The organism is Streptomyces rectiviolaceus (assembly GCF_039533825.1).
GTDB lineage: Bacteria > Actinomycetota > Actinomycetes > Streptomycetales > Streptomycetaceae > Streptomyces > Streptomyces rectiviolaceus.
Genome location: NZ_BAAAUG010000084.1, coordinates 1 through 11667 on the forward strand (window position 1 = coordinate 1; position 11667 = coordinate 11667).

The 11667-nt window shown below is 70.4% G+C and carries 9 protein-coding genes; 6 read left to right on the plus strand and 3 right to left on the minus strand.

The window, feature by feature from the left end:
* A partial coding sequence (locus tag ABD378_RS23395; RefSeq protein ID WP_344523326.1) for a SpoIIE family protein phosphatase occupies positions 1-1759 on the plus strand: 1759 nt, incomplete at its 5' end.
* 100 nt (positions 1760-1859) lie between these two features.
* Here ABD378_RS23395 and ABD378_RS23400 read toward each other — a convergent pair.
* Positions 1860-4127, minus strand: a complete 2268-nt coding sequence (locus ABD378_RS23400) for a transglycosylase domain-containing protein (protein WP_344523328.1) — start codon at positions 4125-4127, stop codon at positions 1860-1862.
* A 237-nt stretch (positions 4128-4364) separates the two neighbouring features.
* Here ABD378_RS23400 and ABD378_RS23405 point away from each other — a divergent pair, with 237 nt between their 5' ends.
* The 3 genes from ABD378_RS23405 (at position 4365) to ABD378_RS23415 (ending at position 8028) form a co-directional block, all read left to right on the plus strand.
* Positions 4365-4892, plus strand: coding sequence for a PadR family transcriptional regulator (locus ABD378_RS23405; protein ID WP_160506940.1), 528 nt, complete (start codon positions 4365-4367; stop codon positions 4890-4892).
* Positions 4889-5575 carry an ABC transporter ATP-binding protein gene (locus tag ABD378_RS23410; protein ID WP_344523332.1) on the plus strand — a complete coding sequence of 229 codons (687 nt, stop codon included), beginning with the start codon at positions 4889-4891 and terminating at the stop codon, positions 5573-5575. Before ABD378_RS23405 ends, ABD378_RS23410 begins: the two co-directional genes overlap by 4 nt.
* 107 nt (positions 5576-5682) lie before the next feature.
* Positions 5683-8028 carry an FtsX-like permease family protein gene (locus ABD378_RS23415; RefSeq protein WP_344523599.1) on the plus strand — a complete coding sequence of 782 codons (2346 nt, stop codon included), beginning with the start codon at positions 5683-5685 and terminating at the stop codon, positions 8026-8028.
* A gap of 36 nt (positions 8029-8064) precedes the next feature.
* Here the strand turns inward: ABD378_RS23415 and ABD378_RS23420 are convergent, their stop codons facing one another.
* A complete protein-coding gene (locus ABD378_RS23420) occupies positions 8065-9033 on the minus strand; it encodes a LysR substrate-binding domain-containing protein (protein WP_344523334.1) in 969 nt (322 codons plus the stop codon).
* Positions 9034-9212: 179 nt separating this feature from the next.
* On the opposite strand from ABD378_RS23420, the gene ABD378_RS23425 reads away from it, so the two are divergent.
* Together ABD378_RS23425 and ABD378_RS23430 are read left to right on the plus strand one after the other, a co-directional pair.
* Complete coding sequence (locus ABD378_RS23425) at positions 9213-9767, plus strand: peroxiredoxin (RefSeq protein WP_344523337.1); 555 nt, start codon at positions 9213-9215, stop codon at positions 9765-9767.
* Between the two features lie 15 nt (positions 9768-9782).
* Positions 9783-10313 (plus strand): alkyl hydroperoxide reductase, encoded by a 531-nt coding sequence (locus ABD378_RS23430; protein WP_344523339.1) that lies wholly within the window; start codon positions 9783-9785, stop codon positions 10311-10313.
* A 107-nt stretch (positions 10314-10420) separates the two neighbouring features.
* On the opposite strand, the gene ABD378_RS23435 is transcribed toward ABD378_RS23430, so the two are convergent.
* Positions 10421-11667: AI-2E family transporter (locus ABD378_RS23435; protein WP_344523341.1), on the minus strand; the 1247-nt coding region annotated here is incomplete at its 5' end.

An 11667-nucleotide genomic window follows, 5' to 3' on the forward strand; every position in this document is an offset into this window, starting at 1 on the left:
CGCCCCTGGCGGTGAGGAGCGGCGCACGGGACAGCCACGGCCGCCGGGCTCGGGACCCGCGGCGATGCGGCGCGACGGCGACCGGCTGCGCTTCGTGGGCGCCGCGACCCGGCGCATCGCCCGCGGCATCGACCTGGACGAGATCGTGATGGGCCTGTGCCGGGCCACGGTGCCGACGTTCTCCGACGCGATACTGGTCTATCTGCGCGATCCGCTGCCGGTCGGCGAGGAGCGGCCGAGCGGCGCCCTCGTCCTGCGCCTGCGCCGCACCGACCGCATTCCGGAGGAGCCCGACACCGACGGCGGCACCATGCCCGCCCTCCAGGTGCAGACCGACCTCGTGACGACCGCCGAGCTGTGCGAGGTGCGCCCCGGCGGCGCCCTCGCCGAAGTCCTGCGCGGCGTACGCCCGGTCTTCGCCGACGCCCCCGCGGCCCGCGCCGCGCTGCCCGACCTGCTCGGCGACGGGCGGACGGTGCCCTCGGGCCAGCGGGCCATCCTCGCGCCGCTGCGGGGCAGGCGCCGGGTGATCGGCGCCGCGGTGTTCCTGCGCCGCCCCGACCGGCCCGCGTTCGAGAACGACGACCTGCTCGTCGCGGCCCAACTGGCCACGCACAGCGCGCTCGGCATCGACAAGACCGTGCTCTACGGCCGCGAGGCGTACATCGCCGACGAGCTGCAGCGCACGATGCTGCCCGAGACCCTGCCGCGCCCGACCGGCGTCCGCCTGGCGTCCCGCTATCTCCCGGCCGCCGAGACGGCCAGGGTCGGCGGCGACTGGTACAACGCGATCCCGTTGCCCGGCAGCCGGGTCGCGCTCGTCGTGGGCGACGTCATGGGGCACTCCATGACATCGGCCGCGATCATGGGCCAGCTGCGGACGACCGCCCAGACCCTGGCCGGGCTCGACCTGCCGCCCCAGGAGGTCCTGCACCACCTGGACGAGCAGGCCCAGCGCCTCGGCTCGGACCGCATGGCGACCTGCCTCTACGCGGTCTACGACCCGGTCGCGCACCGCATCACCATCGCCAACGCGGGACACCCGCCACCCGTCCTGCTGCACCTGGGCGGCCGCGCCGAGGTCCTTCGGGTCCCGCCGGGCGCCCCCATCGGCGTGGGCGGCGTGGACTTCGAGGCCGTGGAGCTCGACGCGCCCGCGGGCGCCACCCTGCTGCTCTACACGGACGGCCTGGTCGAGTCCCGGCTGCGTGACGTGTGGACCGGCATAGAGCAGCTGCGCGAACGGCTCGCCGCCACCGCCCAGTTGACGGGACCGGACCATCCGCCGCCCCTTGAGGCCCTCTGCGACGACGTGCTCGACATGCTCGGCCCCGGCGACCGGGACGACGACATCGCGCTGCTCGCCGCCCGCTTCGACGGCATCGCGCCGAGCGACGTCGCGTACTGGTACCTGGAACCGGAGGACGCGACGCCCTCCCGCGCCCGGCGCCTCGCCCGCAGCGCCCTGGAGCGCTGGGGCCTGCAGGAGCTGAACGACTCCGTGGAGCTCCTGGTCAGCGAGGTCGTGACGAACGCCGTGCGGTACGCGACGCGTCCGGTGACCCTGCGCCTGCTGCGCACGGACGTACTGCGCTGCGAGGTCGGCGACGACGTGCCGCAACTACCGCGCCTGCGGCAGGCGCGCGCCACGGACGAGGGCGGACGCGGCCTCTATCTGGTCAACAAGCTGGCCCGGCGGTGGGGCGCGACGCGTCTGAGCACCGGAAAGGTCGTGTGGTTCGAGCTGAACCACAGCTGATCGCCCGGCAGTTCACGTGATCGCCCGGCAGTTCACGGCGAAGGCGCCCGGAAGCAGTTGCTTCCGGGCGCCTTCGCCGTGCGCGTGGACCGTATGGCCGTCAGTCCCTGTTGCCGGGCCGCCCGTTCGGGTTCTCCGGGATCTCGATGGAGTCCGTCGGGTCCGGCTCCTCCGGATCGGTCGTCGGCGGCTCCGTGGTCGGGTCGTCCGTCGGCGGCTCGGTCGTCGGAGTCTCCGTCGGCTTCTCCGTCGTCGGGTCGTCCGTCGGCGGCTTCGTCGTCGGGTCCTCGGTCTCCGACGGCTCGTCCGTCGGCTCCTGCGGGGCCTGCGTCGTCGGGTCCGGGGGCGGTGCGATGGCCGCGCCCATGGACGTGTCCAGGTCGAACTTGCTGGGCGAGCCCATCGCGTCGAAGGTGTACGCCGCCCAGATCTGCGCCGGGAAGCCGCCGCCGTCGACGCGCGGCAGGCCGCCCGCGCCCTTCATGGAGACCTGCTTGCTCTGCTCGGCCGTGCCCGCCGCGCCCTCGCCGAACAGGCCGACGGAGGTGACCAGCTTCGGCGTGTAGCCGGTGAACCAGGCCGACTTGTTGTCGTCGGACGTACCGGTCTTGCCCGCCACGTCCTGTACGGGGCTGCGCACCGCGCGGCCGGTGCCGTCGTCGACCACGCCGGTCAGGACCGAGGTGAGCGAGTCCGCGGTGCCGCGCTCGACGACCTGCTCGCCGATCGCGTCCGGCATCTCGATCGTGCGGTCCTTGTGCTCGACGGACGCCACGATCGCCGGGGTGACCTTCTTGCCGTGGTTGTCGAGCGTCGCGTAGACACCCGCCATCTCCAGCGGGCTCGCACCCATGGTGCCCAGGGTCTGGGCGGGCACGGCGGGCAGGTCCTCGACGTCCATGCCGAGCTTGCCCGCGGTCTCCAGTACGTCGTCCATGCCGACGTCCACGCCCATCTGCGCGAAGACGGAGTTGATGGACTTGTTCATCGCCTTCTGGACGGTGACCTGGCCATAACTCTTGTCGTCCTCGTTCGGCGGCGCGAAGGCGACGTCGCTGCCCTTGACCGGGCGTTCACTGGTGCCGTCGTAGATCGTGTTCGCCGTGATCGGCTGGCCGGACTGCGTCTTGCCGCCGTTCTCCAGGGCCGCGGCGAGGATCAGCGGCTTGAAGGTGGAGGCCGGCTGGTAGTCACGCCGGGTGGCGTTGTTCGTGTAGTGCTTGACGTAGTCCTCGCCGCCGTACATCGCGAGGACCTTGCCGGTCTTGGGATCGACGGACGCGGCGCCCGCCTGCACCCGGGCGTCGGCCTTGCGCTTGTCGGGGTCGAGCTGGTCGTTCAGCTTCTTGTCGACGGCCTTCTCGAGCTGCTTCTGCTTCTTCTCGTCGATGTTCAGCGTGATCGTGTAGCCGCCCGCGTCGAACTGCTCCTCGCTGAGGTGGCCGGCCTTCATGACCTCGGCCTTGGCCTCCTTGACGAGGTAACCGGTCTGGCCCTCCAGGCCGGGCGCGGCCTTGGGCGACTCCGGCTTGTCGAACTTCAGGCCCTCGCGCTTGCTCGCGGGCAGCCAGTTCTCCTCGACCATGTTGTCGAGCACGTAGTTCCAGCGCGCCTTGACCAGCTTCCTGCTGGCGTCCGTGGCGGAGGTCCAGTCGTACTGGCTCGGGGCCTGGAGGAGCGCTGCGAGATAGGCGCCCTGCGAGACGTCCAGCTCCTCGGCGTCGATGCCGTAGTACGCCTGGGCGGCGGCCTGGATTCCGTAGGCGCCGCGGCCGTAGTAGCTGGTGTTGATGTACCCGGCGAGGATGTAGTCCTTGCTCTTGTTCTGGTCCACCTTCAGCGAGATGACCAGTTCCTTGAGCTTGCGGGTCACCGTCTGATCCGCCGTCAAGTAGTAGTTCTTGACGTACTGCTGGGTGATCGTCGAGCCGCCCTGCTTGCCCTTGCCGGAGACGGTGTTGATCAGGCCGCGGGCGGTGCCCTTGAAGTCGACGCCCTTGTCCTTGTAGAAGGACTTGTTCTCGGCGGCCACGAACGTGCGCTGCACGTCCTTGGGCACCTTGTCCAGGTCGACGACCTCGCGGTTCAGCTCGCCGGTCCTGGCGATGACATCGCCGTTCTTGTACTTGTAGACGTTGCTCTGGAGCTTGGCCGCCGCGTTGCCCTCGGGCACCTCGACCACCATGTAGAGGACGACGAAGCCGAGCATGCCCAGCAGGCAGAGCCCGAAGAACGTACCCAGGATCTTCTTCAGCGTGAAGAAGCGGCGTATGCCCGTGCGCTTGGGTTTGCCGCCACCGGCGGGGCGCCCGCGCGATGCCCGGCGCGCGCCGCGCTGCCGCGCTTGTCGCTCTTCCGCTCGGCCCATGGTCCTGTGTGCTCCGCTTCCGTCTAGTCCGCATGCGTACGTCGAGTCAGCTCATGAAGCTAACACCGCACCCTGGGACAAACTCTTGCCGATCCGGTCTTTTCCGGACGTGACAAAGAGCACCTGCCCTTAACAATCGACGAACACGGGCCCCAGAAGGTTGCCCGGCTTTCGAACCTCTGAGCTTCACATGAGGCGTATACACGCCACGTATACACACCGTGTAGAGTGCTCCGCATGTCCATCGGTCACACCCTCCTCGGCCTTCTTGAGTCGGGCCCGCGCCACGGCTACGACCTCAAGCGCACCTTCGACGAGAAGTTCGGTCACGACAAGCCACTGCACTACGGGCAGGTCTACTCGACCATGTCCCGCCTCCTGAAGAACGGCCTCGTCGAGGTCGACGGCATAGAGGCGGGCGGCGGCCCCGAGCGCAAGCGGTACGCGATCACCGAAGCCGGCATCACCGATGTCGAGCGCTGGCTCGCCACTCCGGAGAAGCCCGAGCCCTACCTCCAGTCGACCCTTTACACCAAGGTCGTCCTCGCGCTCCTCACCGAGCGCGACGCCTCGGAGATGCTCGACGCCCAGCGGGCCGAGCACCTGCGCCTGATGCGCATCCTCACCGACCGCAAGCGCAAGGGCGACCTCGCCGACCAGCTGATCTGCGACCACGCGCTCTTCCACCTCGAAGCCGATCTGCGCTGGCTGGAACTTGCCGCCGCACGCCTCGGCAAGCTCGCCCAGGAGGTGCGCTCCGCATGACCCCCGCAGGTTCCCTCCTCACCGCCTCCGGCCTGCGTAAGACGTACGGTCCGACGACCGCGCTCGACGACGCCGGGTTCTCCATCCACCCCGGAGAGGTCGTCGCCGTGATGGGCCCCTCCGGCTCCGGCAAGTCCACGCTCCTGCACTGCCTCGCGGGGATCGTCAAGCCCGACTCCGGCTCCATCACGTACAACGGCCGCGAGCTCACGGACCTGCCGGACGCCGCGCTGAGCGCCCTGCGCCGCAGCGAGTTCGGCTTCGTCTTCCAGTTCGGACAGCTGGTCCCCGAGCTGACCTGCGTGGAGAACGTCGCGCTTCCGCTGCGGCTGAACGGCGCGAAGCGCAAGGAGGCCGAGGCGACCGCCCGCACCTGGATGGAGCGCCTCGAGGTCGAGGACGTCACCGCCAAGCGGCCCGGCGAGGTCTCCGGCGGTCAGGGCCAGCGGGTCGCCGTGGCCCGCGCGCTCGCCACGAGCCCGCGCGTGCTCTTCGCCGACGAGCCGACCGGCGCGCTCGACTCGCTCAACGGCGAGCGCGTGATGGAGCTGCTCACCGACGCCGCGCGCTCGACGAACGCCGCCGTGGTCCTGGTCACGCACGAGACGCGGGTCGCGGCCTACTCCGACCGCGAGATCGTCGTACGCGACGGCAGGGCGCGGGACATGGAGCGGGCGATATGAGTCTCGACACGCGCGCCAAGGACGGCACGCGCCGCGCGGCGCAGCTCGCCGACAGCGCCGCGACCGTGTCCAAGGGGGGACCCCGCGCCTTCGCCCGCGACCTCGCCATGGGCATACGTTTCGCCGTCGGCGGCGGCCGTGCGGGGTGGACCCGCACCCTCCTGACGGCGGTCGGCGTCGGCCTCGGCGTGGCGCTGCTGCTCGGCGCGGCCTCCGTGCCCAACCTGCTCCAGAACCGCGAGGACCGCTCGGTGGCCCGCGCCGCCAACGACCAGTTCTCGGCCAAGAAGATCAAGCGGTCCGACTCCACGGTCCTCCAGCGCGACGTCCCCACCGACTTCCGCGACGTCACGGTGAACGGCCGCGTACTGCGCGCCGAAGGCAGCAACCCGACCCTGCCGCCCGGCCTGAAGAAGCTCCCGGCGCCCGGCGAGATGGCGGTGTCGCCCGCCCTGCGCGAGCTCCTCGACAGCTCCGACGGCGCCCTCCTGAAGGAGCGGTTCGGCGAGTACCGCGTCACGGACACCATCGGCGACGCGGGCCTGACCAACCCCAAGGAGCTCTACTACTACGCCGGTTCGGACGCCCTCACCCAGGCCAAGGGCGGCCACCGCGTGGCGGCCTTCGGGTACAAAGAGCCCGCGGAACCCATGGACCCGCTGCTGATCGTCCTGGTGGTCCTGATCTGCGTGGTCCTGCTGACCCCGGTGGTCATCTTCATCGGCACGGCGGTCCGCTTCGGCGGCGACCGGCGCGACCGGCGGCTCGCCGCCCTGCGCCTGGTCGGCGCGGACGCCCACAGCGTGCGGCGGATCGCGGCGGGCGAGGCCCTGTGCGGCGCGCTGCTCGGCCTCGCCCTGGGCGGCGTGTTCTTCCTGGGGGTGCGCGAGGTGATCGGCACCCTCGCCGGGTGGAAGATCAGCGCCTTCCCCTCGGACGTGGTGCCGATGCCCGGGCTCGCCCTGCTTGTCCTGCTCGCCGTGCCCGTCGTGTCCGTCCTGGTCACGCTGATCTCGCTGCGGGCCGTCTCCATCGAGCCGTTGGGCGTCGTGCGCAGCACCAAGCCCCGCAAGCGCCGCGTCTGGTGGCGCGTCGCGATGCCGCTCCTCGGCCTCGGGATCCTGCTCGCCTCGGGCCAAGTCGGGGGCGACGTGGTCAATGGCTACGTCGGGGGCAACGTGGCCCCGCCGGTCCTCGCCATCGGCGTGGGCGCGACGCTCACCCTGGTGGGCCTGGCCGCGCTGCTGCCCTGGCTCGTCGAGGCGAGCGTGGCCCGGCTGCGCGGCGGTGGCCCCGTGCCGTGGCAACTCGCCACCCGCAGGCTCCAGTTGAGCAGCGGTGCGGCGGCGCGCGCGGTCAGCGGCATCACCGTGGCCGTCGCGGGCGCGGTCGCCCTGCAGATGCTGTTCGTCGCGATGCACGACGACTTCAACCGGGTGACCGGGAACGACCCGGGCCGCGCCAAGCTGGTGGTCAGGGCCGACGTCGGCGATGGCGACCTCGCCGAGCGGATGATCGACAAGTTCCGCACGACCAAGGGCGTCAAGAACGTCATCGGCACGGTCTCCACGTACGTCGTGAAGCCGGGCAAGCTGAAGAACCCCGACGCCATACGGCCCACCACTGAGCTGACGGTCGGCACCTGCGCGAACCTGCGCGAGCTGGCCCGGATCGGCAGGTGCGAGGACGGCGACACCTTCGTCGTGCACACCGGCGACACCCAGATGAACAACTGGGTCGACGAGTCGGCCCGTCCGGGCAAGCCGATCGACCTGAACGCCATCAGCTGGGACGAGGCAGGGCACAAGCACGTCCCGTGGACGCTGCCCGCCGACTCCCGCAAGGTCAAGGCGCGCCCCGACCCGGGCGGCGAACTGCACGACGGCATCTACGCGACGCCCGGCGCGATCGACGCCTCCAAGCTGACCGACGCCACGACGACCGCGATGATCCAGGTCGACCCGGACACCCGGGACGCCGAGGAGTACATCCGCAACACCGCGGCCCGCGTCGATCCGTTCCTCGACGTGACGACGCTGCGCGCGGTCGAGCGCGACAAGCAGTACGCCACCATCCAGACCGGTCTGCAGATCGGTGCGATGGCGACGATGGCGCTGATCGCGGCGTCCCTGCTGGTCTCGATGATCGAGCAACTGCGGGAGCGCAAGCGGCTGCTCGCGGCGCTCACCGCGTTCGGCACGCGCCGCGCGTCGATGGGGTGGTCGATCCTGTGGCAGACCGCGATTCCGGTCGCGATCGGCCTGGTGCTCGCCGTGGCGGGCGGCCTCGGCCTCGGCTGGGTCATGGTCCGGATGGTCCAGAAGTCGGTCACCGACTGGTGGCTCTTCGCTCCCCTGACCGTCGCCGGAGCCGTGCTCGTCGCGGTCGTGACGCTGCTCAGCCTGCCGCCGCTGTGGCGCATGATGCGCCCGGACGGCCTGCGCACGGAGTAACTCCCCTTCCGGGGGCGGTACGTTGCCGGTGCGGGGTCACAACACCCGCACCGGCAACGGCTTCACGGCCCCCCTCAGGGCTGCGGCGAGCGCCTCGTACTCCGCCGCCCGCGCGGCCCCCGTACGCATCGCGAGGGCGATGCGCCGGGTCGGCGCCGGATCCGCGAAGTACCCGGTGAGCAGCTGATTGCTGCGGCTGGTCTCGACGCGGACGGCGGTGCGCGGAAGCAGCGTCACGCCGAGCCCGCCGGCCACCAGCTGTACGAGGGTGGAGAGCCCGGCGGCGGTCGTGGTCACCGGGGCGTCCGCGCGGCCCGCCTCCCGGCAGATGTCGAGGGCCTGGTCGCGCAGGCAGTGCCCTTCGTCGAGCAGCAGCAGGTTCAGCTCGCGCAGGGCGTCGCGCGGAATCCCCTCCCTCCCGCCGAGCCAGTGGTCAAGCGGCGTGACGAGCACGAAGTCCTCGTCGAACAGGGGTAGTTCGGTGACGCCCGGCACACCGAGCGGCACCGCGAGAAGCAGCAGGTCGAGCCGCCCCGCGCCCAGGCCCTCGATGAGCGAGGAGGTCTGCTCCTCGTGCACCTGGAGATCGAGGTCCGGATACTTCTCGTGGACGAGCCCGATGAGCGTGGGCAGCAGATACGGCGCCACGGTCGGGATCACGCCGAGCCGCAGCGCGCCGGTGAACGGCGCGCGCACCGCGTCGGCCTCCTCCATCAGCGCCCCGACCTCGTCGAGCACGGCCCTGGCCCGCACCGCGAGCCGCTCGCCGGCCGGCGAGAGCAGCACCTTGCGCGTCGTACGCTCGACCAGGGTGACACCGAGTGTCTCCTCCAGGGCGGAGACGGCGCCGGAGAGCGCCGGCTGGCTCATGCCGATCGCGGCGGCGGCGTCCCGGAAGTGCAGATGCTCGGCGACGGCGGTGAAGGCACGCAGCTGGGCGAGGCTCGGCTGGCGGGCGCCGCGCTTGGCCGCGGGCTTGGCTGCGGGCTTGGCGCTGGTGGCCACGGCACGCCTCCTTTTCGCTGTTTCTCGCTGTCCCTATTACTAGGACTGATAGCTAGGTCCGATCAACACGACCCACTCTAGCTATTTCCATAATCAATGCACCCTGTGCCACCATCAACACCAGTCCAACCCCCCAGGAAACTCCCCAAAAGGGAATTTCTTTGCAGCAAGGAGAGCGCGTGCTCACTGTCGGTGACAAGTTCCCCCAGTTCGATCTGACTGCCTGTGTCTCGCTGGAGAAGGGCTCTGAGTTCCAGCAGATCGACCACAAGACCTACGAGGGCAAGTGGAAGATCGTCTTCGCGTGGCCCAAGGACTTCACCTTCGTGTGCCCGACCGAGATCGCCGCTTTCGGCAAGCTGAACGACGAGTTCGCTGACCGTGACGCCCAGGTCCTCGGCTTCTCCGGTGACTCCGAGTTCGTGCACCACGCCTGGCGCAAGGACCACCCGGACCTGACGGACCTGCCCTTCCCGATGCTGGCCGACTCGAAGCACGAGCTCATGCGTGACCTCGGCATCGAGGGCGAGGACGGCTTCGCGCAGCGCGCCGTCTTCATCGTCGACCAGAACAACGAGATCCAGTTCACGATGGTGACCGCCGGTTCCGTGGGCCGTAACCCCAAGGAGGTCCTCCGGGTCCTCGACGCGCTCCAGACGGACGAGCTGTGCCCGTGCAACTGGACCCAGGGCGACGAGACCCTGGACCCGGTCGCGCTCCTCTCGGGCGAGTGAACGGAGCCTACTGACATGGCACTCGACGAACTGAAGTCCGCCGTACCGGACTACGCCAAGGACCTGAAGCTGAACCTCGGCTCGGTCATCGGCAACTCGGACCTGCCCAAGCAGCAGCTGTGGGGCACCGTGCTGGCCTGCGCCATCGCGTCCCGCTCCCCGCGCGTGCTGCGCGAGCTGGAGCCCGAGGCGAAGGCGAACCTCTCCCCCGAGGCGTACACCGCCGCCAAGTCGGCCGCGGCCGTCATGGCGATGAACAACGTCTTCTACCGCACGCGCCACCTCCTCTCGGACCCCGAGTACGGGACGATGCGGGCCGGCCTGCGGATGAACGTCATCGGTAACCCGGGCGTGGAGAAGGTCGACTTCGAGCTGTGGTCGCTCGCGGTCTCCGCGATCAACGGCTGTGGCCAGTGCCTCGACTCGCACGAGCAGGTGCTGCGGAAGGCGGGCGTGGATCGCGAGACGATCCAGGAAGCCTTCAAGATCGCCGCCGTGATCCAGGCGGTCGGCGTCACGCTGGACTCCGAGGAGTCCCTGGCGTAGTCGCCTTGAGAGCCGAAAAAGCGGCCCCGCCCAGCAGAAGCTGGGCGGGGCCGCTTTTTCAATCGCCGGACGGCGGTGGGCCGGTGGGCCGGTGGGCCGGTGGGCCCCTACGAACCCGCACCCGACGGCGGGGCAGCCGGGGAATCCACCGGGGCCACCTCGAGCGCCGTCGCGCCCCGCGGCTGCGGTGACTGCTTCAGGGCGGCCTCCCGGGAGTACGCCCGCAAATAGCCCACCACCGTGTTCGTCACGGCGACGAGCGGCACGGCCACCACCGCACCGCCGATGCCTGCGACAAGGCCACCCGCGGCCACGGAAAGCACAACGGCCAGCGGATGCACCCGCACGGCACGCCCGAGGATGAACGGCTGCAGGATGTGCCCCTCGATCTGCTGCACGGCGAGGACCACGACCAGGGTCATCACACCGGTGAAGACCCCCTGGGTCACCAGACCGACCACCACGGCGAGCGCGCCCGAGATCACCGCACCCACCAGCGGGATGAACGCGAACAGGAAGATGAAGACGGCCAGCGGCACCGCCATCGGCACCCCGAGGAAGTAGATCCCGAGCCCGATGAAGATCGCGTCGATCAGAGCCACTATCACCGTGCCGCGCACATAGGCCGTCAGCGTGCGCCACGCACGCGGCCCCGCGCCCGCGATACCGGGCCGCGCGGGCGCCGGGACGAGCTTCAGGACCCACTCCCAGATGCGCTTGCCGTCGTACAGCAGGAACAGCGTCGAGAACATCGCGAGCAGGATGCCGGTCATGGCCTCCACGATCACGGTGACCCCTTCGAGCCCCGCCGAGGTCAGCTCCTCCGTGTTCGCCCCGACCGCCTCGCGCAGGCTCTTGGCGATGTCGTTGATCTGGTCCTCGGTGACGTGGAACGGGCTGGTGAGCAGCCAGTTGCGCAGATCGTCGATGCCGTCCTGGACCTGGCTGGAGAGCGTGTCCACGTTGTCCATGACCTGCCAGACCACGAACCAGCCGACCAGGCCGATGACGACGAAGCCGAGTACGGCAGTGACGACCGTCGCGAGACCTCTCGGAAGACCGAGCCGCTTGAGCCTGACCACCGTCGGCTGGAGCATCGCGGTGACGAGCAGCGCCGCGACGAAGGCGAAGACGACGAGCTGCACGGCGCTGATGACCTTCATCAACACCCAGAGCGTGCCCGCGAGTACGAGAAGGCGCCAGCCGGCCTCGGCCGCGACCCGCATCCCCCACGGCACCGCCGCGACGGGGTCGGGCCGTGCCGCTATGGCAGGCGCGTACGCGGGCGGCGCGGGCACGACGGGCTCCGGTTCCGGTACGGCGGCCGCATCGGCCGCCGCGTCGCCCTCGGCGG